The organism is Duganella lactea (assembly GCF_009857505.1).
GTDB classification, from domain to species: Bacteria; Pseudomonadota; Gammaproteobacteria; order Burkholderiales; family Burkholderiaceae_D; genus Rugamonas; species Rugamonas lactea.
In genome coordinates this window covers 39,378-60,788 of the sequence record NZ_WWCP01000020.1, presented here as the reverse complement: position 1 = coordinate 60,788, position 21,411 = coordinate 39,378, and the positions used below count along the sequence as shown (strand labels likewise).

The following is a 21,411-nucleotide window of genomic DNA, read 5'->3' as shown; positions in this document are numbered from 1 at the left end:
TCTGTTGCCGCTTAAAATACGGTAACACGAAAAATTCAGGCCGTATTAAACAAGGCCGCCTACTGCCGTGTCAAGGCTGCACAATAGAAAAACCAGTAAAAATAAAAAACAGGCGCTATATAAGCGCCTGTTTTGAGGATATTACAGCGGAAAGTTAGTGTTTTACCACGTCGCCCTGCCCGTCCGGTTTGGCGGCGGCGGCGGCCACCGCCTCCACCGGCGCGGTTTCCACCAGCGGTTCAGGCTGGCGTTCCAGCGCGATTTCCAGCACTTTGTCGATCCAACGCACCGGCACGATCTCCAGTTTGTTTTTGACATTGTCCGGAATCTCGGCCAGATCCTTGACGTTTTGCTCAGGGATCAGCACGGTCTTGATGCCGCCGCGCTGCGCCGCCAGCAGTTTTTCCTTCAGGCCGCCGATCGGCAAGACTTCGCCGCGCAGCGTGATCTCGCCCGTCATGGCCACGTCCGCACGGACCGGAATACCGGTGACGACCGACACCATGGCCGTGGTCATGGCGATACCGGCGGACGGACCGTCCTTCGGCGTCGCGCCTTCCGGCACGTGAATGTGCATGTCCGATTTCTCGAACACCTCATTCTTGATGCCCAGCCGCTGCGCGCGGCTGCGCACCACGGTGCGGGCGGCTTCGATCGACTCCTTCATCACGTCGCCCAGCGTGCCGGTGCGGATCACGTTGCCCTTGCCCGGCATCGACACGGCCTCGATGGTCAGCAGATCGCCACCCACCTCGGTCCATGCCAGACCGACCACCTGGCCAACCTGGTTCTCTTTCTCGGCCACGCCGAAGTCGTAGCGGCGCACGCCCAGGAACTTGTCCAGGTTTTTCGGCGTGACGATCACTTTCTTCTCCGTCTTCTTCAGCAGCAGCATCTTGACCACCTTGCGGCAGATCTTCGACACTTCACGTTCCAGCGAGCGCACACCGGCTTCTCGGGTGTAATAGCGGATGATGTCGCGCAGCGCCGCTTCGCTGACCGAGATCTCTTCTTCTTTGAGGCCGTTGTTCTTGATCTGCTTCTGCAGCAGGTAGCGCTGGGCGATACTGGTTTTTTCATCCTCGGTGTAACCCGACAGGCGGATCACTTCCATCCGGTCCAGCAACGCCGGCGGGATGTTGAACGAGTTCGAGGTCGCCACGAACATCACATCCGACAGGTCGAAGTCGACTTCGATGTAGTGGTCGGCGAAGGTGTGGTTCTGTTCCGGGTCCAGCACCTCCAGCAGCGCCGACGATGGATCGCCGCGGAAGTCCGCGCCCATCTTGTCGATCTCGTCCAGCAGGAACAGCGGATTGCGCACGCCGACCTTGGCCAGCGATTGCAGTACCTTGCCCGGCATCGAGCCGATGTAGGTACGACGGTGGCCGCGGATCTCGGCCTCGTCGCGCACGCCGCCGAGCGCCATGCGCACGAACTTGCGGTTGGTGGCGCGGGCGATCGACTGCCCCAGCGAGGTCTTACCGACGCCCGGCGGACCGACGAAGCACAGGATCGGCGCTTTCAGCTTGTCGACGCGCTGTTGCACCGCGAGGTATTCCAGAATGCGTTCCTTGACCTTCTCCAGGCCATAGTGTTCGCCTTCCAGCACTTTTTCAGCGTTGGTCAGATCGTTGTTGACCTTGGACTTTTTCTTCCATGGCAGGCTGACCAGCGTGTCGATGTAGTTGCGCACCACGGTGGCTTCGGCCGACATCGGCGACATCAGCTTGAGTTTTTTCAGCTCGGCGGTGGCCTTGTCCAGCGCCTCTTTCGGCATCTTGGCCAGCGCGACCTTCTTCTCCAGCTCGTCCAGGTCGGCGCCGTCCTCGCCCTCGCCCAGTTCTTTCTGGATGGCCTTGACCTGCTCGTTCAGATAGTACTCGCGCTGCGACTTCTCCATCTGGCGCTTGACGCGGCCACGGATGCGCTTCTCGACCTGCAGGATGTCCAGCTCGCCCTCCAGCTGGCCCAGCAGATGCTCCAGGCGCTTGGCGACGCTGAAGATCTCCAGGATCACCTGTTTCTGCTCCAGCTTCAGCGGCAGATGGGCGGCCACGGTGTCGGCCAGGCGGCCGGCGTCGTCGATGCCCGACAGCGAGGCCAGAATCTCCGGTGGAATCTTTTTGTTCAGTTTGACGTACTGGTCGAACTGTTGAACGATGGCGCGGCGCATCGCTTCGATTTCCGAATCGTCGCCCAGCTCGGAATCGAGCGGCGTCAGATCGGCCACGAAGTGCGTCGGCGCGTCAGTGATTTTATTGATGCGGGCGCGCTGGGCGCCTTCGACCAGCACCTTGACGGTGCCGTCCGGCAGCTTCAGCATTTGCAGAATGTTGGCCACGCAGCCGATCTCGTAGATATCGGAAGCCGAAGGTTCGTCCTTGGCAGCGGCTTTTTGCGCGGCAAGCATGATGCTCTTGCCCTGCTCCATAGCGGCTTCCAGCGCCTTGATCGATTTTGGGCGCCCTACGAACAGCGGTATCACCATATGCGGAAATACGACGACGTCCCGCAGCGGCAATAACGGCAGTTGAGTTTGCTCAGTTAATTTGGAAGTTGTCATGGCGTACCTTATGTGAAAGCGTGTTGATGATGTGGGCACTGTTTCGCCGAATCACAAGACCGAGCTGCAAGAAAATAATTCTCATATTAAAGAATGTTTTCTTTACTCTAAAAGAAAGACTAAATAAAAAAGCCACGCGCGACGGGCGTCACGAGTGGCTTTCCGAATGAAGCCTGTATGCTTTTATTGATTTTGATTGTACCGCCTTGCCCCACGGATGCGAAATGAATTTTGCTGCTGAGCGGGGCAAGTGTGCACAAGTTATTTAATTCTCACCAGACGCCTTTGCTTGCTCCTGATAAATCAACAAAGGTTTTGCGCCACTGGTGATGGTATTCTCATCAATAACCACTTTAGTCACATTGGTTTCATTGGGCAATTCATACATGGTATCAAGCAGCGCGTGTTCCAGGATCGAACGCAGACCGCGGGCGCCGGTTTTACGCGCCAGCGCTTTCTTGGCGATCGCGTGCAGCGCGGCCGGACGGATTTCCAGTTCGGCGCCTTCCATTTCCAGCAGCTTCGAGTATTGCTTGATCAGCGCATTCTTCGGCTCGACCAGAATCTGGATCAGCGCTTCCTCGGTCAGTTCCGCCAGCGTCGCCACCACCGGCAGACGGCCCACCAGTTCAGGGATCAGGCCGAACTTGATCAGATCTTCCGGTTCCGCTTCCATCAGCACTTCGCTGACGGCGCGCTCGGACTTGCTCTTGACCGACGCGCCGAAGCCGATGCCGGATTTTTCCGAACGGTTCTCGATCACCTTGGCCAGACCATCGAAGGCGCCGCCGCAGATGAACATGATGTTGGTGGTGTCGATCTGCACGAAGTCCTGGTTCGGATGCTTGCGGCCGCCCTGTGGCGGCACCGAGGCCATGGTGCCCTCGATCAGTTTCAGCAGCGCCTGCTGCACACCCTCGCCCGAGACGTCGCGGGTGATCGACGGATTGTCCGACTTGCGCGAGATCTTGTCGATCTCGTCGATGTAGACGATGCCGCGTTGCGCCTTGTCCACATCATAGTTGCAACTCTGCAACAGTTTCTGAATGATATTCTCGACGTCCTCGCCCACGTAGCCGGCTTCGGTCAGCGTGGTGGCGTCGGCGATCACGAACGGCACGTTGAGCATGCGAGCCAGCGTCTGCGCCAGCAGCGTTTTGCCGGAACCGGTCGGACCGACCAGCAGGATGTTGGACTTGGCCAGCTCGACCTCGTCTTTTTTACCCAGGTGCTTGAGGCGCTTGTAGTGGTTGTACACCGCCACCGACAGGATACGCTTGGCTGTTTGCTGGCCGATCACGTACTGGTCCAGCAAGTCCTTGATTTCATGCGGAGTCGGCAGGTCCGACTTGGCGCCCGCGACCGACTCGATGGCCGAGGTCTCATCGCGGATGATGTCATTGCACAGATCGATACACTCGTCGCAAATGAACACCGAGGGGCCGGCGATGAGCTTTTTCACCTCGTGCTGGCTTTTGCCGCAGAACGAGCAGTACAGCAGTTTTTCGCCGCTGGAGGATTTTTTGTCTGACATGGGCAGTTTTCTTTGGTTACAGAATGGCTTAGCCGTGATCGGCTAGCACGCGACTCATAAATGCAGTCCGGAAAAATCCGCCTACAATCACATGCTACCCGAAATAAAAACGAAACGCCCGAACGATTAATCGTCCGGGCGTCTTTTTAGCAATGCTGCGTCGGAAGCATCAAGCCCGGTTGGTCAACACTTTGTCGATCAAACCGTACTCTACCGCTTCTTCCGCCGACATGAAGCGATCACGGTCGGTGTCTTTGGCGACCTGTTCGATACTTTGGCCGGTGCGCTCGGCCATGATCGAATTCAGACGGTGGCGCAGGTAGAGGATCTCTTTGGCCTGGATCTCGATGTCCGACGCCATGCCTTGCGAGCCGCCCGAAGGCTGGTGAATCATCACGCGCGAGTTCGGCAGCGAGAAACGCTTGCCTTTGGCGCCGGCGGCCAGCAGGAACGCACCCATCGAGGCGGCGATGCCGGTGCACAGCGTCGACACGTCCGGTTTGATGAACTGCATCGTATCGAAGATGGCCAGGCCGGCCGATACCGAACCGCCAGGCGAGTTGATGTACAGCGAGATATCCTTGTCCGGATTTTCGCTTTCCAGGAACAGCAACTGGGCCACCACCAGGTTGGCCATCTGGTCGTTGACCGGGCCGACCATGAAGATAATGCGTTCTTTGAGCAGGCGCGAGTAGATGTCGTAGGAGCGCTCGCCGCGACCGCTTTGTTCCACCACCATCGGGACCAGGCCCAACATTTGAGTGTCCAGTGCCGGATTACGGTTCATACCAGTCATTCTATTTCCTTGTGAAGCAGCCAGGTTCAGAAACATTACCACCGCGTCGTTCCGGCGCAGGCCGGAACGACGGCGGTGACGCTGTCTTTATTCTAACCTAACTGAATTACGCTTGTGCGTTGCTTCCCATCAGCTCATCAAAGGCGATCGCCTTGGACGAGGTTTTCGACAGGCCCAGGACGTAGTTGACGACGTTTTCTTCCAAAACAAGGGCCTCGATCTCGGCCAGACGACGACGGTCGCTGTAGTAGTACTTCAGCACTTCACGTGGGTCTTCGTAGCTTTGTGCGAAGTCTTCGATCTGGGCTTTCACTTGCTCTGGCTGCGCTTGCAGGTTGTTTTCACCAACCAGTTGCGACAGGATCAGGCCCAGGCGTACGCGACGCTCGGCTTTTTCCGCGAACAGTTCTGGTGGGAATGGCACGTCCTTGACGTTCATGCCGCGCTGCGCCATGTCCTGGCGGGTCATCTCGGCCAGACGCTCGGTGTCCTGGGCGATCAGCGATTTCGGCACGTCCAGGGTCGCGGTCTTGACCAGGGTTTCCATCACGGCTTCTTTGTTGCGTGCTTTCACGCGGCCGGCGACTTCACGCTCCAGGTTGACCTTGATGTCATCGCGCATTTTGGCGACGTCGCCATCGGCCACGCCCAGCGATTTGGCGAACTCGGCGTCCACTTCCGGCAGGTGCGCCCATTCCAGTTTTTTCAGCGTGATGGTGAACGAGGCGGTTTTACCGGCCACGTCTTTACCATGGTAGTCCTCCGGGAAGGCCAGTGGGAAGGTCTTGGACTCGCCCACTTTCAGGCCGACGGTCGCGGCTTCGAATTCTGGCAGCATGCGGCCTTCGCCCAGCACGAACGGGTAGTCTTCGGCTTTACCGCCTGGGAATTCCACGCCGTCGATCGAGCCGACGAAGTCGACGGTCGCGCGGTCGCCGTTGGCGGCGATGGCTTCGCCACCGTCGCCGTGTTCGCCGGCTTCACCTTTGGTGTGGAAGTGCACGCGCTGTTTGCGCAGGATTTCGATGGTCTTGTCGATTTCAGCGTCGCTGACATCGGCTTTGACGGTTTCGATTTCGACGGTGGTCAGGTCGCCGATGACGACTTCCGGATACACTTCGAAGGTGGCGTCGAAGGTCAGCACGCCGGCGGGCGATTCCTGCTTCGGCTCGATGTTCGGGTAGCCGGCAACGCGCAGTTGGGCTTCGTTTGCGGCGTCGTTGAAAGCGCGGCCAACTTTATCATTCAGCACTTCGGTCTCGATCTGATAACCGTATTGTGCTGCGACCATTTTCAGAGGAACTTTGCCCGGACGGAAGCCTGGTGCCTTAGCCGTTTTGGCTTGCACTTTCAGGCGCTTCTCAACTTCAGCGCGGACTTCGGTCAGCGGGAAGGAGATCGTGATACGACGTTCGAGTTTGCCCAAGGTTTCGACTGCAGTTGCCATGTTAAAAAATCGTCCAAAAAATAAAAAGTACAGTTGGTGCGAGGAGGGGGACTCGAACCCCCACACCATTGCTGGCGTCAGGACCTAAACCTGGTGCGTCTACCAATTTCGCCATCCTCGCGGCATGTTTGCACAAAAGCAAAGGGCGACCCGTAAGTGAAAACGGTCGCCCTATTCCTGCTCTTATGCAGGAGCTTTCAACTTCAACGCGATATTCTAACGGGTTTTTCGCGGAATGGTGACGATTTTTACCATGTCGCTAACATTCCGCTAAAAAAACTATTATTTTGCTTGATTCGTGGGCTTTTTGACCCGGAACCAGGCCGCGTAAAGCGCCGGCAGGAATAACAAGGTCAGCGCCGTGGCCAAGATCAGCCCGCCCATAATCGCCACCGCCATCGGCCCCCAGAATACCGAACGCGACAGCGGAATCATCGCCAGCGCGGCGGCGGCGGCCGTCAGGATGATTGGCCGGCAGCGGCGCACCGCAGACTCGACGATCGCGGTCCACGGATCGTGGCCGGCCTGGATGTCCTGCTCGATCTGGTCGACCAGAATCACCGAGTTACGGATGATCATACCGAACAGCGCGATGATGCCGAGGTTGGCCACAAAGCCGAGCGGACGGCCCAGCAACAGCAGCGCCATCGCCGCGCCCGCCACGCCAAGCGGGCCGGTCAGGAACACCAGCAGCGCCCGCGAGAAGCTATGCAACTGCAACATCAGCAGCGTGAAGATCAGGAAGATCGCCAGCGGCAGATTGGCGGCGATCGACGCTTCCGCCGCGCCGCTGTCCGACGCCGCGCCCTTCACCCGGATGGCATAGCCGGCCGGCAGCGCATCGCGCAGCTTGTTCAGTTGCGGCTCGATCTGGCCGGAGACGGTCGGCCCCTGGATGTGATCGCCCACGTCCGATTGCACGGTGATCGCCCAGTCGCGCCCTTCCCGCCACACCACGCCCGGTTCCCACACGAAGTGCGCGCGCGCCAGTTGGCTGATCGGCACCGACTTGCCGCTGGCGGTGGGGATGTTGGTATCGTTCAGTACCGAAATCGTCGCGCGCTCATCCAGCGGCTGCCGGATGCGGATGTCGATCAGCTTGATGCCCTCGCGGAACTGGCCGACCGTGGTGCCGGAAAGAATCGTGTTGGCCGTGCGCATCACCGTTTGCGAGGTCACGCCCAGCGCCCGCATCTTGTCCTGATCCAGATCGAGGCGCAGCACCTTGACCGACTCATTCCAGTTGTCGTTGACGCCAACGGTGTTCGGATTGGCGCGCATGATCGCCTTGACCTGGTCGGCGATGGCGCGCACCTTCTCGACCTCGGTGCCGGTCACACGGAACTGCACCGGATACGGCACTGGCGGCCCGTTCGGCAGCAGCTTGACGCGGCCGCGCACTTCCGGGAAGTCATGCTTGAAGACATCGACGATTTTGTCGCGCAGCGCGCCGCGGGCCTGCAGGTCCTTCGGCAGCACGACGATCTGCGACACATTGGTCTGCGGGAAAATCTGGTCGAGCGGCAGATAGAAGCGCGGCGAGCCGGTGCCGACGTAGCTGGTCACGCTCAGCACGCCCTCCTGCTGGCGAATGAAGGCCTCGAACTTCTTCACCTGCGCCTCGTTGGCGGCGAAGGTCGTGCCTTCCGGCGTCCACATTTCCACCATCAGTTCAGGGCGACTGGAATCCGGGAAGAATTGCTTCTCGATGAATTTGAAGCCGTACACGCCCAGCGCAAACACCGCCAGCGTGGCGCCGATGGTGATCCAGCGGTATTCGACGCACCAGTTGACCAGCGCGCGGAACTTGCGGAAGCCGGGCGTATCGAACAAGTCGTGCTCGCTGCCGCCATCGGCGTGCGGCTTGACCTTCAGCAGCACGTAGCCGAGGTAAGGCGTGAAGGTCACCGCCACCACCCACGAAATCACCAGCGCCAGCGCGTTGACCGAGAACAGCGAGAAGGTGTACTCGCCCGCCGCCGACTTGGCCAGACCGATCGGCAGGAAACCCGCCACCGTGATCAGCGTGCCGGTCAGCATGGGGATCGCGGTGGACTTGTAGGCGAAGGTGGCGGCGTCGAAGCGCGACATGCCCTCCTCCATCTTGCGCACCATCATTTCGACGGCGATGATGGCGTCGTCCACCAGCAGGCCCAGCGCGATGATCAGCGCGCCGAGCGAAATCTTGTGCAGGTCGATGTCCAGCATGCGCATGAACAGGAAGGTGACCGACAGCACCAGCGGGATGCTCAGCGCCACCACCAGGCCCGGACGCACGTCCAGTCGCAGCTTCGGCTTGCTGTGCAGTCCCAGCGCGACAAAGCTGACGCCCAGCACGATCAGCACCGCCTCGATCAACGTGTGCACGAACTCGCCCACCGAGGCTTTAACCGCCTGCGGCTGGTCGGACACGCGCTCCAGCTCGATACCGACCGGCAGCTTGGCCTTCATCTCGGCCACGGTCTTGTCCATGTTCTTGCCGAGCTGAATGATGTTGCCGCCCTTCTCCATCGACACGCCGAGGCCGATCACCTCCTTGCCGTTGAAGCGCATCTTGTTGCCCGGCGGGTCCTGGTATTCACGCTTGACGGTGGCGAAGTCGCCGAGGCGGAAGGTGGTGCCGTTGGCGCGCAGTTCCAGCTCTTCCAGATCCTTGACGGTCTTCAGCGCCCCGGTCACGCGCACCTGCAGGTTGTCGGTCGGCGTGACCAGCACGCCGGTGGATTCGACACCGTTCTGCGTGGCGATCTGGTTGACGATGGCGTCAAACGAAATGCCCAGCTGCGCGAACTTCTTGTGCGAGAACTCGATATTGATTTTCTCGTCCTGCACGCCGAACAGCTCCACCTTGGACACCAGTGGCACACTCAGCAGCCGCTGCCGCACGAAGTCGGCGTAGTCCTTCATTTCGGCATAGGTGAAGCCGTCGCCGGACAGCGCGAAGATCGAGCCGTAGGTGTCGCCGAACTCGTCGTTAAAGAATGGCCCCTGCACACCGGACGGCAGCGTCAGCTTGATGTCGCCGATCTTCTTGCGCACCTGATACCAGGCTTCGGCGACGTTCTTCGGCGGCGTCGATTCGCGCAGCTTGAGGATGATCAGCGTCTCGCCCGGCTTGGAATAGCTGGAAATCTCGTCGATGCCGGGCGTTTCCTGCAGCTTTTTCTCCAGCTTGTCGGTGACTTGTTCGGCCATTTGCAGCGCGGTCGCGCCCGGCCATTGCGCCTGCACCACCATCGCGCGGAAGGTGAACGGCGGATCTTCATCCTGGCCGAGGTTGGTGTAACTGAGGAAGCCGCCGATCAGCAGCACCGCGATCAGGTAGCGGGTCAGCGGAATGTGTTCCAGCGCCCAGCGCGAGAGGTTGAATCCTTCCTTCATTTGGCGACCCCGGCCGTTTGCGGCAGGTCGTTGCCCAGAATCGTCACCTTCTGACCCGGCTTCAGCAGATTGACGCCCGCCGTCACCACGGTCTGGCCCGGCTTGACGCCGCCGGCCAGCACGATATCGTTGCCGTCCACGCCGCCGATGGTCACCGGCACCAGCTTGACGGCGCCCTGCTCGACGATCCACACCGAGCTGGCTTTTTTCTCATAGAACAATGCGGTCAGCGGCACCTTGATTTGCGGCGTCGGCCGCTTGGACGCGAATTGCACCACGGCAGTCATGCCGAGCTTGGCTTCGGACAGCGAGTCCGGAATCGACACCTTGGCGGTGTAGGTGCGGGTCGATGGATCGGCCACCGGCGACATTTCGCGGATCTTGCCCGGCACGCTATGCTTCGGATCGGCCCACAGGCGCACCTGCACGTCCGCCACGCGGCGCAGTGTGTCGACCTTGTCTTCCGGAATGCCGATGACGATTTCCTTCTCGCCCGACTTGGCCACCTTGACCACCGGCGTACCGGCCGCGACCACCTGGCCGATTTCGGCGTTGACCGCCGTCACCACGCCATCGACATCGGACAGCAGCGCGGCGTAGGCCGCCTGGTTGGACTGGCCGCGGTAGGCCGCCTGGGAGGCGTCGACCTGGGCCTGCGCCGATTTATAGGTCGACTCCTTGGCATCCAGCACCGCCTGGCTGACGAAGCTCTGCCGGCGCAACTCCTGATAGCGCTGCAACTCAGCCTTGGCGAGGTCGCGATTGGTTTCGGCGGCGCGCAAGCTGGCCAGCGCCTGGGCCTGCGACAGTTGCAAATCCTGCGGATCAAGCTGCATCAGCAACTGGCCCTTCTTGACCAGCGTACCGACGTCCACCTTGCGGCTGACGATCTTGCCGCCGACGCGAAAGCCCAGTTGCGACTCCACACGCGCCCGTACGTCCCCGGAAAACTCGGCGTTCACGTCTACATCGCTGGCGGCTAGCTGGATGGCCCGCACCGGGCGGATATCTTCGGTTTTCTCAACCTGTTTGGAACAGGCCCCCAGCAACGCCAGCGCCGAGGCGGCGACCAGCACGTTTTTCAAAGTAGACACGACGGCATCCTTTTAATGACTGACAGGTTATTTATTGATTATAAGCCGAACAACCCTCTTTGCAAATGACTTTAGCGTCATTAACTTGGCCTTGCTCTTGTTTCAAGATCCAACTACTATTACGCGCTGGAAAAACCTCAAAACCGGCCCCCGCCGCTTCCCTGCTCCATGCCGGTCGATCACTACGAAAACTTCCCTGTCGCGTCGATTTTGCTGCCCAAGCGCTTGCGCCCGGCGGTGGAAGCCATTTACGCTTTCGCCCGCAGCGCCGACGATCTGGCCGACGAGGGCGACGCCGCTCCCGAGCAGCGGCTGGCCGCGCTGACCGCGTATGAGGCGGCGCTGGACCGCATCGCGCAGGGCGCATCCGATCACGAGCCGATGTTTGAACACTTGGCGCAGGTGGTGCGACAGTATGACATGCCGCTCAGGCCGCTTTACGACCTGCTGTCCGCCTTCAAGCAGGACGTGGCGGTGTCGCGCTACCAGACCTTCGACGCGCTGCTGGATTATTGCGCGCGCTCGGCCAATCCGGTCGGCTTCATGATGCTGCATCTGTACGGCGCGGCCGACGCCGACAATGTGCGCGATTCGGACGCCATCTGCTCGGCGCTGCAAATCATCAACTTCCTGCAGGATGTGGCGATCGACCTGCACAAGGAACGGATTTATATTCCGCTGGAGGACCTGAACCGGTTTGCGGTGTCGCCGGCGGCCTTGACCGATCCGAGCGCCCGCCCACGCTGGCGCGCGCTGATGCGCTTTGAAGTCGATCGCGCGCGCCGCCTGATGCTAAGCGGCGCGCCGCTGGCGTTGCGGCTGCCGGGCCGCATCGGCTTCGAGTTGCGCATGGTGGTGCAAGGCGGCTTGCGGATTCTGGAGGCGATCGAGGCGGTCGAGTATGACGTGTTCCTGCACCGTCCCAAGCTGAACAAGCGAGACTGGCTGGGCATACTCTGGGCGTCCGTCCGCATGAAAAGCCGCTTGAAAGCCGCGCTGCGCGCCGCCTGACCCATCTCAGTTGACGTCATCGCTGAGAAGCCTATACTGGGAATCCAGCGTGGGAGCAGCGCCATGGCCGACATGAGCAGAGAGGAAGTTGACGCAAAGATCGCCACCAGCGACGCGCGCTGCGAGGCGCTGATGGCGTCATTTCGCGACACGCTCGCCATGCAGTGGCGGCGCGACATGGAGCAGCAAAACGAAGCGAATCGTAAAATGCTCGCGGAAAACCGTCAAATGACGGATGAAAGTCGCAAAATGCTGGCGGAAAACCGCCTACTGATGGAAAAGGTGGGCAAGCAATACGAACGGACCGGGCAGATGCTGGCCGAACTCACACAGGGGCGAGTGTCTCACCAACGTTGAGCTTGTGGTTGTCGCTGCGGTAGCGCATGGCGGGCGCGGCCGAGGATGGCGGCGGCGAGGTCTTGGGCGTCGATACCGGCACCACCGGTCTGGACTGTTTCAGCACCAGCTCACGCACCAGCGCCGCCTCCGTCACCGAGCGCGCCGTCTGGCAATTCACGCCCTCGTTGGAAATCTGCCATTCCTGGAAATCCCCCGTGTCCAGCGTGCGCAGCTTCTGATCCACCATCAGCTTGCACCGGCTGGCGACCGCCTTGGCCTCGTCCAGATGCTGCGTGTAATACGTGACCGTCTTCATCGGCGCCGTGTCATCCGCAGACGAGCCTTCACACCCGGCAAGCACTGGCAGGAAAATCATGGCGGTAACAATCTGAACATTCATATGTGCACGATTCCGGTCGAAGGTAACATATTGTATCCGCAATCGATACAGTTTGCAGACCACATCCGTGCCCCTTCCTATAGAATAGCGGCTTCGAACAGCTCATTGCTATTTATACATGTCTCCCGACGACTACTGCCAGCAAAAGACCGCGCAAAGCGGCTCCAGTTTTTACTACAGCTTTCTATTCCTGCCGCCGGAGCGTCGCCGTGCCATCACCGCCCTGTATGCCTTTTGCCGCGAAGTCGACGACACCGTCGATGACTGCACCGACGAGTCGGTCGCCCGCATCAAGCTGGCCTGGTGGCGCAAGGAAATCAACAACATGTATGCCGGCGCCCAGACCCACCCGGTCACGCTGGCGCTGCAGCCGCACATCCAGCCCTACAATCTGAAGGAAGAACATCTGCAGGCCATCATCGACGGCATGGAAATGGACTTGAACCAGACCCGCTACCTCGATTACGCCGCGCTCAACAAATACTGCTGGCATGTGGCCAGCGTGGTCGGCATCCTGTCGGCCAGCATCTTTGGCGTGAGCAATCCGCAAACCTTGCAGTTCGCGGAGAAGCTGGGCCTGGCTTTCCAGCTGACCAACATTATCCGCGATGTCGGCGAAGACGCCCGCAAAGGCCGCATTTACCTGCCGATCAACGAGCTGCAGCAATTCAACGTGACCGCCGCCGACATCCTCAACGCCAAGCATACCGACAAGTTCGAAAAGCTGATGGCGTTCCAGATCGCGCGCGCCCAACAAGCCTACGACGACGCCTTCGCGCTGTTGCCGAAGGAAGATCGTCGCGCCCAGCGCCCAGGCCTGATGATGGCCGCCATCTACCGCACGCTGCTGACCGAAGTCGAGGCCGACGGCTACCATGTGCTGCAACAGCGCATTTCGCTGACGCCGATCCGCAAACTGTGGCTGGCATGGAAGACCTATATCCGTGGCTGACAGCACCATCGCCGGCACGCCGGCTGACAAGCGCGGCCACGCCGACACGGGCACCGGCGCGAACGCACGCGCCATCGCCGTCATCGGCGCCGGCTGGGCCGGCTGTGCCGCGGCGGTCGAACTGGCGCGTGCCGGCCACAAGGTCACGCTGCTGGAAGCCGCGCGCACGCTGGGCGGCCGCGCGCGCCGCGTGGAAACCGACCGTGCCCGGCTGGACAACGGCCAGCACATCCTGCTGGGCGCCTACAGCGAATCGCTGCGACTGATGCAACTCACCAGTGTCGACCGCGAACAAGCACTGCTGACGCTGCCACTACAGATGCGCTACCCGGCCAACACCAACGGCATGGACTTTGTCGCGCCGTCGCTGCCGCTGCCGGCGCCGCTGCACCTGCTGGCGGCGCTGATCAAGGCCAAGGGCTTGCTGCGCGAAGACAAGCTCAGCCTGGCCCGTTTCGCCACCGCCGCCCGCTGGATGGGCTGGACACTGCACGCCGATTGCAGCGTCAGCGAACTGCTGCAGCGCTTCGACCAGACCGAGCGCCTGATCCGCCTGATGTGGCGCCCGTTGTGCCTGGCCGCGCTGAACACGCCGCCGGAACGCGCCTCGGCGCAGATCTTCCTCAACGTGCTGCGCGACAGCCTGGGCGCCAGGCGCCGGCGCGCCTCCGACATGCTGCTGCCGCGCGCCGACCTGAGCCGGCTGCTCCCCGAGGCCGCCGCCGCCTACGTCGAAGCGCGCGGCGGCGCGGTGCGCAGCGGCGCCAAGGTGCAAGGCATCCGCTCCATCGAGGGCCGGCTGTGGCAGCTGGACATCAGTGGCGCGGCCGTCGGCGGTACCTGGAGCACCTACTTTAGCGGCGTGGTGATCGCCACCGGCGCCGCCCAGGCGGCCGCCTTGCTGCACGAGCTGCCGGGCCACGACACCAGCCACGTATGCAGCCAACTGACCGCCTTCGAGCCGGAAGCCATCACCACCATCTACCTGCAATATGACGCCTCGGTCCGGCTGGACCTGCCGTTTTACGCGTTGCGCGACGATCCGTTCAATCACCACTACGGCCAGTTCGTGTTCGACCGCGGCCAGTTGGACGCGGCGCAGGCCGGCCTGCTGGCGGTGGTCATCAGCGCCGCCGGCACGGTGGCCGCCCAGCCGCAGGAATTGCTGGCCGAGGCGGTGGCGGTGCAGTTGGCGGCCGATTTCCTGCGACCGGAATTGGGCCGGCCGGCCTGGTTCAAGGTCATCACCGAAAAGCGCGCCACCTATGCCTGCTCGCCCGGCTTGGTACGCCCAGGCAACGCCACCGGCCTGCCCGGCCTGATGCTGGCCGGCGACTACACCGCCGGCGACTACCCCGCCACGCTGGAGGCGGCGGTGCGCAGCGGCGTGGCCGCCGCCGCCCTGCTACAGCGCGGCGCCGCCCAGTAGCCCGTTTTGGTCGCCTGTTCCGCCCTTTATGCAGCCTGTCACACGTCGGTGGCGTCCGGGTGTCCGGATGCGTACAGTGGCATCATCGGCAAAAAGGCAAGCAATATTGTGGATCCACTATCATGACTAAACAGCAATATCTCGACGCGCTCAAGCAGGCCATGCAGGGCTTGCCGCCGGAAACGGTGGCCAAGACCCTGGCCTATTACGAGCAGCGCTTCATCGACGGCATGGCGGCCGGGCGGAGCGAGGCCGAGGTCTACCAGGCACTGGACGAGCCGCGCAAGATCGCCATGACCTTGCGTGCCAACGTCCACCTGCATGCTTTCGAGCAAAAGAAAACCCCGGTCAACCTGGTGCGCGCCGGCGTGTCGCTGATCGGCCTGGCGGTGTTCAACCTGTTCATGGTGATTCCGGCCATGGTCTATGCCTGCCTGCTGATGGCGGTCTACCTTTCGGCCTTTGGGTTTTATATCGGCGGCGTGGCGCTGACCGCCAGCGGCCTGTCGGGCCAGAACGAACTGGCGCTGGAAGGCCCGCTGCGCCACGTCATGGAATTCACCAATACCCACTTCGACACCCAGGCCGAGGAAGAACAAGCCCAGGGCTGGCGCGTATCGATCGACAGCATGGGCGTGCAAGTCCACAAGGACGAGCCGGACAATGCGCCGGCCGCCGACGACAGCCAGAGCCGCAGCGGACGCCTGCTGAGCCGCGCCGAGGCGGTGGCCGCCGGCGACGTCTTCATCACCACCGACTTCGATAGCGGCGCCCGCACCATGCAATCGCTGATCGGCTTCGGACTGATTTTCGGCGGCATCGGCCTGTGTCTGCTCAGCATTGTGCTGACCCGCTACACGGTGATCGGCCTGCGGCGCTACGCGGCGATGAATATATCGCTGCTGCGCGGACGGTGAGGAGGCGACTATGCGAGCATTAATGAAAATCGGCGCCGGCCTGCTGCTGTTGGCGTTCGCGCTGATCGGCGTCACCTACAGCATGCTGAAGGCTTACGGCAGCAGCAGCCCGACCAGCACCGCCGGCCGCACGCTCAGCAGCGATACGCGCAAGATCGACGCCATGGCGACCTCGGTGGAGCTGAACGGCCCGATCGACCTGATCCTGACCCAGGGCCAAACGGCGTCGCTGAAGGTGCGCGGCGAGCAGCGTTCGCTGGGCAATGTGGAGACGATACAGGATGGCCGTGATCTGCACATCGGCACCAAGGGCATGCTGCTCAATCCGCGCCATCGGCTGCAGGTGGAACTGGTGCTGCCGTCGCTGGAAGAGCTGATCGTCACCGGCAGCGGCGACACCAAGGTGTCCGGCTTCAACGGCGAGCATCTGGAATTGCAACTGCGTGGCTCGGGCAATGTGAACTTCAGCGGGCGCTATCGGGACATGAGCGCCAGCGCCCACGGCAGCGGCAACCTGAATCTGAACGCCGGCAGCACCGAGCGGGTGGAACTGGCGATGGTGGGTTCGGGCCAGATCACGGCGTCGGGCAGCTGCAAGGCGCTGGAGGCGGAACTGACCGGCTCCGGCGACCTGAACGCGCGCCACCTGGCGGCGGATTCAGTGACCGTGAACCTGCGCGGCTCCGGCACCAGCCATGTCTTCGCCAAGCAGTCGGCGGAACTGACGCTGCGCGGCAGCGGCGACATCCGCGTGCTCGGCAACCCGAACCGGCGCAACGTCGACCGCACCGGCTCCGGCGAAGTCAGCTGGGAGTGAGCGTGTGCTGGCGCCAGGCCAGCGCATCGCGCGCGGCGGCAATGCCGCTGGCAAAGCAGGCGGTGAGCAGGTAGCCGCCGGTCGGCGCCTCCCAGTCGATCATCTCGCCGGCGACGAACACGCCCGGCGCGGCCTTCAGCATGGTGCCCTGCAAGGCATCCCAGCGCACGCCGCCGGCGGTGCTGATCACTTCATCGATGGGACGCGGGCGCTCCAGCCGCAGCGGCAAGCGCTTGATCGCGCGCGCCAGTTGCGCCGCGTCGCCAAACTGCTCCTTGCTCAGGCACTCGCGCAACAGCCCCGCCTTGACGCCCTTGATACCCAACCGGCTCTGCAAATGGCTGGACAGCGAACGCGCGCCACGTGGCCGCGACAATTCGTCCGCCACCCGCTCGGCGCTCCAGTCGGGCATCAGGTCGAGCCAGATGGTGGTCGCGCCCTGCGCCGCGATCTGGTCGCGCAATGGGGCGGACAGCGCGTAAATCAGGCTGCCCTCAACGCCGCCCTGGGTGACCACGAACTGGCCCTGCTTGCGCATCTCCTGTGCCTGTGCGTCGCGCGCGATGACGGCCACCGTCATCAGCGGCTGGCCGGCGTAACGGCTGCTGAAATGCTCGCTCCACGCCACATCGAAACCGCAGTTGGACGGCGCCAGCGGCGACAATGCCACGCCCCGTTCGGCCAGCACCGGCATCCAGCTGCCGTCCGAGCCGAGGCGTGCCCAGCTGCCTCCGCCAAGCGCCAGAACAACCGCGTCCGGCCGCGCCAGCACCTCGCGCGCGGCCGGCGCGCCATCTTCGGCCGGGGCCGAGAAACGCAGCGCGCCATCCCGCCAGCCCAGCCAGCGGTGGCGCATGTGGAACTGCACGCCCGCCTCGCGCACCGCGTGCACCCAGGCACGCAGCAACGGCGCCGCCTTCATCTCGGTCGGGAACACCCGTCCCGACGTGCCGACAAAGGTCTCCAGCCCCAGAGCGTGGACGAAGCCGCGCACATGCGACGGCCCGAAGGCGTCCAGCATCGGCCGCAGCGCTTCGGTTGAATTACCGTAACGCGTCACAAAATCCGGATACGGCTCAGCATGCGTGATGTTCATGCCACTGCGCCCCGCCAGCAGAAACTTGCGGCCGACCGAGGCCATGGCGTCGTAGAGATCCACCCGTGCGCCGCCCTGCGCCAGCGTTTGCGCGGCCATCAGTCCGGCCGGGCCGCCACCGATGACGGCGACGCGAAAAGGTGTCAAACTAGACTGCATGCATTCGGTCCGATAGTTAAATCAATAAGGGAGATACGATGGGCGCGATATTCTGGATTAAACGCTTCCTGCAGGCCGGCGTGCCGCTGTTTGCGATACTTGCCGCCGTGGAATGGTTCAAAGGCTCAACCAGGAAGGAAGATTACATCAGCGCCGCCGTGTGGGCGCTGATCGCGGCGGGCATCTTCACCTACACCGCGTGGCGCCGCTTCCGCAACGCAATGTCGTGCGCCGCCTGCGAGAGTGTCGCCACAAGCTACAAGGACAAGCACGCGAAAAAGTAACTCAGCCCCCGGTGACCGGCGGGAAGAAAGCCACTTCGGCGCCGTCGGCAATCGCCGTATCAGCGCCGCACATCACCTGATTGTACGCCATGCGCAGCGCCGGATGGCCCAGCGCCTGGTGCCACTGTTCGCCGCGCGCGGCCAGATGTTCGCGCAGCGCCCCCACCGTGGTCACGCCTTCCGGCACGGGCAGCGACTCCGAAGAAGCGCCAACGGCTTCACGCACGCTGGCAAAAAATTTTACGGTAATAACCATCAGTACAATAACTCATTAAACGGTATAAATCGAACCACGTCACCGGCGGCGATCGGGTTGTTGGGCGGGTTATCGATCACACCATCGCCCCACACCGTCGACGTCAGCACGCCCGAACTCTGGTTGCGGAACAGCTCCACGCCGCCCGCCTCGTTGATGCGCGCGCGCAGGAACTCGTTGCGCTTATCGGCCTTGGGCCAATCGAAATCGGCGCGCATCTGGAACGCGCGCGGCGCCAGCGCGTCCTCCACGCCCTGCAAGCGCAGCAGGAACGGCCGCACGAACATCAGGAAGGTGATGAAGCTGGACACCGGATTACCCGGCAGGCCGATAAAGAAGGCCTGCCGCACCTCGCCGAAGGCCAGCGGCTTGCCCGGCTTGACGGCGATCTGCCACATATTCAATTTGCCCTCGGCTTCCACCGCCGGCTTGATGTGATCTTCCTCGCCAACCGACACGCCGCCCGAGGTGACAATCAGGTCATTGCCCTGCGCCGCCTCGCGCAGCACCGAGCGCGTCGCCTCCAGCGAATCCGGCACGATGCCAAAGTCGGTGATCTCGCAGCCCAGGTTTTCCAGCAGCGCGCGCAAGGTGAAGCGGTTGGAATTGTAGATCGCGCCAGGCGCCAACGGCTCGCCCGGCATGGTCAGCTCGTCGCCGGTGAAGAACACGGCCACGCGCAACTTGCGCTTGACCGGCAGTTCCGCCAGGCCGATGGAGGCGGCCAGACCCAGCTCCTGGCTGCGCAGGCGGGTCCCGGCCTTCAGCACCACGCTGCCGGTGGCGATGTCCTCGCCGGCGCGGCGGATCCACTCGCCGGACTTGGGCGCGTGCCGGATGGTGAGCACGTCGCCATTCAGCTCGCACTGCTCCTGCATGACGACAGCGTCCGCGCCGTCTGGAATCATCGCACCGGTGAAGATGCGGGCGGCGGTCCCCGGCTGCAACGGCTGACCGACATGGCCGGCAGGAATCCGCTGCGACACCTTGAGCGCCGCGTCGCCGCTGACACAATCGGCGGCGCGCACCGCGTAGCCATCCATCTGCGTGTTGTCGGCGCCCGGCACATTCATGCCCGACACCTGCGCCACCGCCAGCACGCGGCCATTGGCCGCCAGCGTGGCGATCACCTCGGTGTCCGCCACCGGGCGCGCGGCGCCCAGCATCTGCGCCAGCGCCTCGCTGACCGACAGCATCGGCTTGCGCGGCTCGCTCATCACAGACCCGTGTTGGCGGCAATGTAGGCCTTCATGGCGGCGACATCGGCCTTCATGACCACAAACTTCTGCGGCAGGTCTTCGATGTTTTCGAAACCGGCCGGGCGCTCGGCATCCATGCCAAGCGCTTCCAGGATGGTTTCGTTGAATTTGGCCGCCAGCGCGGTCTCCAGCACGATCATCGTCACGCCGGGTTCCATATTCTCTTTCGCCACCTTGATGCCGTCGGCGGTATGGGTGTCGATGACAATGTCGTAATCATCGGCCACCTCGCGGATGGTGTCGACGCGGTCGTCGTGGGTCGATTTGCCGGACTTGAAGCCATATTGCGCCACCAGCTTGAACTCGTCGCCATCGCTGCCCGGCTTGCCAGACAGGTCGAAGCCGCCGTGGGTGTCGACTTTCTGGAACAGCGCGCGGGTGCGGTCGCCGTCGCGGCCCACCAGCTCGTAGACGAAGCGCTCGAAGTTGGAAGCCTTGGAGATGTCCATCGACGGGCTGCTGGTGTGATAGGTCTCGGCCGATTTGCGCACGCGGTACACGCCGGTGCGGAAGAATTCATCCAGCACGTCGTTTTCGTTGGTGGCGGCCACCAGTTTGTCGATCGGCAGGCCCATCATGCGGGCGATATGGCCGGCGCAGATATTGCCGAAGTTACCCGAAGGGACGGTGAACGATACTTTCTGGTCGTTGGCGGTGGTCGCGCTCAGGTAGCCGCGGAAGTAGTACACCACCTGCGCCACCACGCGCGCCCAGTTGATCGAATTGACGGTGCCGATCTTGTGGCGGGCCTTGAATTCCAGGTCGTTCGAGACGGCTTTGACCATGTCCTGGGCGTCGTCGAACACGCCTTCGATGGCGATGTTGAAGATGTTCGGGTCCTGAAGGCTGAACATCTGCGCGGTCTGGAAGGCGCTCATTTTCTTGTGCGGCGACAGCATGAAGACGCGGATGCCCCGCTTGCCACGCATGGCGTATTCGGCGGCGCTGCCAGTGTCACCGGAGGTGGCGCCAAAAATGTTCAGCTCCGCGCCCTGCTTGGCCAGCGCGTATTCGAACAGATTGCCCAGCAGTTGCATGGCCATGTCCTTGAAGGCCAGCGTCGGACCGTTGGACAGCGCCTGCAGCACCAGTTTCGAGCCGTCTTCACGCTCTTCCAGCACGCGCAGCGGCGTGATCTGGCTGGCTTTCTCGCCCTGGCGGACGTTTTTATACACTTCCTTGGTGTAGGTCTTGGCGGTCAGCGCGCGCAGGTCCGCTTCCGGAATATCGGTCGCGAACTTCTTCAGAATCTCAAATGCCAGGTCGGCGTAGGAGAGCTGGCGCCATGCGTCCAGCTCCGCGCCGGTCACCTGTGGATACGCGGTCGGCAGAAACAGACCGCCGTCGGCGGCGAGGCCGCCCAGCAGAATGTCAGAAAATTGTTGGGAAGACGAGGCGGCGGCCGACGACGCGGCACGGGTAGACACGTATTGCATAAATGAGAAAATTCCAGTTGAGCTGCAGGACGGTTCAAAGGCGAGGGGTTATTATAGTGCGCCTCGGGCGTTCCCGTGAAATGTACGTTGTTTTAAGGTCATGCCTTATGATGCCCTATACTGTCAAACTTCACAGTATCGCCGTCTATCAACATGAAGTCGTCCGTCACGTCGTCCCCGCCTCAATTCGTCAGTTATCTGTGGGCCTGCTTTGGCACATTGCTACTGGTGGGGGCAA

18 protein-coding genes and 1 tRNA gene are annotated in these 21,411 nt (G+C 62.2%); 7 read left to right on the top strand and 12 right to left on the bottom strand.

Features of this window, described 5'->3' with window-relative positions:
* Positions 1 to 154: 154 nt before the first annotated feature.
* From lon to GTP44_RS16420, 7 genes are all read right to left on the bottom strand, one after another.
* Positions 155 to 2,566, bottom strand: a complete 2,412-nt coding sequence (lon, locus tag GTP44_RS16450; RefSeq protein WP_161020298.1) for an endopeptidase La — start codon at positions 2,564 to 2,566, stop codon at positions 155 to 157.
* Between the two features lie 265 nt (positions 2,567 to 2,831).
* The gene (clpX, locus tag GTP44_RS16445; RefSeq protein ID WP_160990525.1) at positions 2,832 to 4,100 is read right to left on the bottom strand and encodes an ATP-dependent Clp protease ATP-binding subunit ClpX; all 1,269 of its coding nucleotides are present in this window, start codon (positions 4,098 to 4,100) and stop codon (positions 2,832 to 2,834) included.
* A gap of 169 nt (positions 4,101 to 4,269) precedes the next feature.
* Positions 4,270 to 4,887, bottom strand: coding sequence for an ATP-dependent Clp endopeptidase proteolytic subunit ClpP (gene clpP, locus GTP44_RS16440; protein ID WP_371867239.1), 618 nt, complete (start codon positions 4,885 to 4,887; stop codon positions 4,270 to 4,272).
* A gap of 115 nt (positions 4,888 to 5,002) precedes the next feature.
* Complete coding sequence (gene tig, locus GTP44_RS16435) at positions 5,003 to 6,343, bottom strand: trigger factor (RefSeq protein WP_160990527.1); 1,341 nt, start codon at positions 6,341 to 6,343, stop codon at positions 5,003 to 5,005.
* A 34-nt stretch (positions 6,344 to 6,377) separates the two neighbouring features.
* A tRNA-Leu gene (locus GTP44_RS16430) sits at positions 6,378 to 6,464 on the bottom strand.
* Between the two features lie 161 nt (positions 6,465 to 6,625).
* Positions 6,626 to 9,724: an efflux RND transporter permease subunit gene (locus GTP44_RS16425; RefSeq protein WP_161020297.1), complete on the bottom strand. Its 3,099-nt coding sequence runs from the start codon at positions 9,722 to 9,724 to the stop codon at positions 6,626 to 6,628.
* Positions 9,721 to 10,818, bottom strand: coding sequence for an efflux RND transporter periplasmic adaptor subunit (locus GTP44_RS16420; RefSeq protein ID WP_371867235.1), 1,098 nt, complete (start codon positions 10,816 to 10,818; stop codon positions 9,721 to 9,723). Before GTP44_RS16420 ends, GTP44_RS16425 begins: the two co-directional genes overlap by 4 nt.
* A 168-nt stretch (positions 10,819 to 10,986) precedes the next feature.
* On the opposite strand from GTP44_RS16420, the gene hpnC reads away from it, so the two are divergent.
* Together hpnC and GTP44_RS16410 are read left to right on the top strand one after the other, a co-directional pair.
* Positions 10,987 to 11,829 (top strand): squalene synthase HpnC, encoded by an 843-nt coding sequence (hpnC, locus tag GTP44_RS16415; protein WP_161020296.1) that lies wholly within the window; start codon positions 10,987 to 10,989, stop codon positions 11,827 to 11,829.
* A gap of 63 nt (positions 11,830 to 11,892) precedes the next feature.
* The gene (locus tag GTP44_RS16410) at positions 11,893 to 12,186 is read left to right on the top strand and encodes a hypothetical protein (protein WP_161020295.1); all 294 of its coding nucleotides are present in this window, start codon (positions 11,893 to 11,895) and stop codon (positions 12,184 to 12,186) included.
* Here GTP44_RS16410 and GTP44_RS16405 read toward each other — a convergent pair.
* Positions 12,155 to 12,484 (bottom strand): hypothetical protein, encoded by a 330-nt coding sequence (locus GTP44_RS16405; RefSeq protein WP_161020294.1) that lies wholly within the window; start codon positions 12,482 to 12,484, stop codon positions 12,155 to 12,157. The two genes, GTP44_RS16410 and GTP44_RS16405, sit on opposite strands and share 32 nt — an antisense overlap.
* 202 nt (positions 12,485 to 12,686) lie before the next feature.
* Here GTP44_RS16405 and hpnD point away from each other — a divergent pair, with 202 nt between their 5' ends.
* From hpnD to GTP44_RS16385, 4 genes are all read left to right on the top strand, one after another.
* Positions 12,687 to 13,520 (top strand): presqualene diphosphate synthase HpnD, encoded by an 834-nt coding sequence (gene hpnD / locus GTP44_RS16400; RefSeq protein WP_161020293.1) that lies wholly within the window; start codon positions 12,687 to 12,689, stop codon positions 13,518 to 13,520.
* Between the two features lie 7 nt (positions 13,521 to 13,527).
* The gene (gene hpnE / locus GTP44_RS16395; RefSeq protein WP_371867237.1) at positions 13,528 to 14,949 is read left to right on the top strand and encodes a hydroxysqualene dehydroxylase HpnE; all 1,422 of its coding nucleotides are present in this window, start codon (positions 13,528 to 13,530) and stop codon (positions 14,947 to 14,949) included.
* A gap of 122 nt (positions 14,950 to 15,071) precedes the next feature.
* The gene (locus tag GTP44_RS16390; RefSeq protein WP_161020292.1) at positions 15,072 to 15,866 is read left to right on the top strand and encodes a DUF1700 domain-containing protein; all 795 of its coding nucleotides are present in this window, start codon (positions 15,072 to 15,074) and stop codon (positions 15,864 to 15,866) included.
* 10 nt (positions 15,867 to 15,876) lie between these two features.
* Entirely contained in the window at positions 15,877 to 16,683 is an 807-nt protein-coding gene (locus tag GTP44_RS16385; RefSeq protein ID WP_160990534.1) for a head GIN domain-containing protein, read from the top strand.
* Here the strand turns inward: GTP44_RS16385 and GTP44_RS16380 are convergent.
* Entirely contained in the window at positions 16,670 to 17,938 is a 1,269-nt protein-coding gene (locus tag GTP44_RS16380; RefSeq protein ID WP_161020291.1) for a TIGR03862 family flavoprotein, read from the bottom strand. The genes GTP44_RS16385 and GTP44_RS16380 overlap by 14 nt on opposite strands.
* 38 nt (positions 17,939 to 17,976) lie before the next feature.
* Here GTP44_RS16380 and GTP44_RS16375 point away from each other — a divergent pair, with 38 nt between their 5' ends.
* A complete protein-coding gene (locus GTP44_RS16375; protein ID WP_161020290.1) occupies positions 17,977 to 18,222 on the top strand; it encodes a hypothetical protein in 246 nt (81 codons plus the stop codon).
* Between the two features lies 1 nt (position 18,223).
* Here the strand turns inward: GTP44_RS16375 and moaD are convergent, their stop codons facing one another.
* From moaD to thrC, 3 genes are read right to left on the bottom strand one after another with little or no spacing between them, the layout of a single operon-like run.
* On the bottom strand, positions 18,224 to 18,478 hold the full coding sequence (moaD, locus tag GTP44_RS16370; protein ID WP_160990537.1) for a molybdopterin converting factor subunit 1: 255 nt from the start codon (positions 18,476 to 18,478) through the stop codon (positions 18,224 to 18,226).
* Positions 18,478 to 19,695, bottom strand: coding sequence for a molybdopterin molybdotransferase MoeA (locus tag GTP44_RS16365; protein ID WP_161020289.1), 1,218 nt, complete (start codon positions 19,693 to 19,695; stop codon positions 18,478 to 18,480). The genes moaD and GTP44_RS16365 overlap by 1 nt, the downstream gene beginning before the upstream one ends.
* On the bottom strand, positions 19,695 to 21,173 hold the full coding sequence (gene thrC, locus GTP44_RS16360) for a threonine synthase (RefSeq protein WP_160990539.1): 1,479 nt from the start codon (positions 21,171 to 21,173) through the stop codon (positions 19,695 to 19,697). The genes GTP44_RS16365 and thrC overlap by 1 nt, the downstream gene beginning before the upstream one ends.
* Between the last annotated feature and the right edge of the window lie 238 nt (positions 21,174 to 21,411).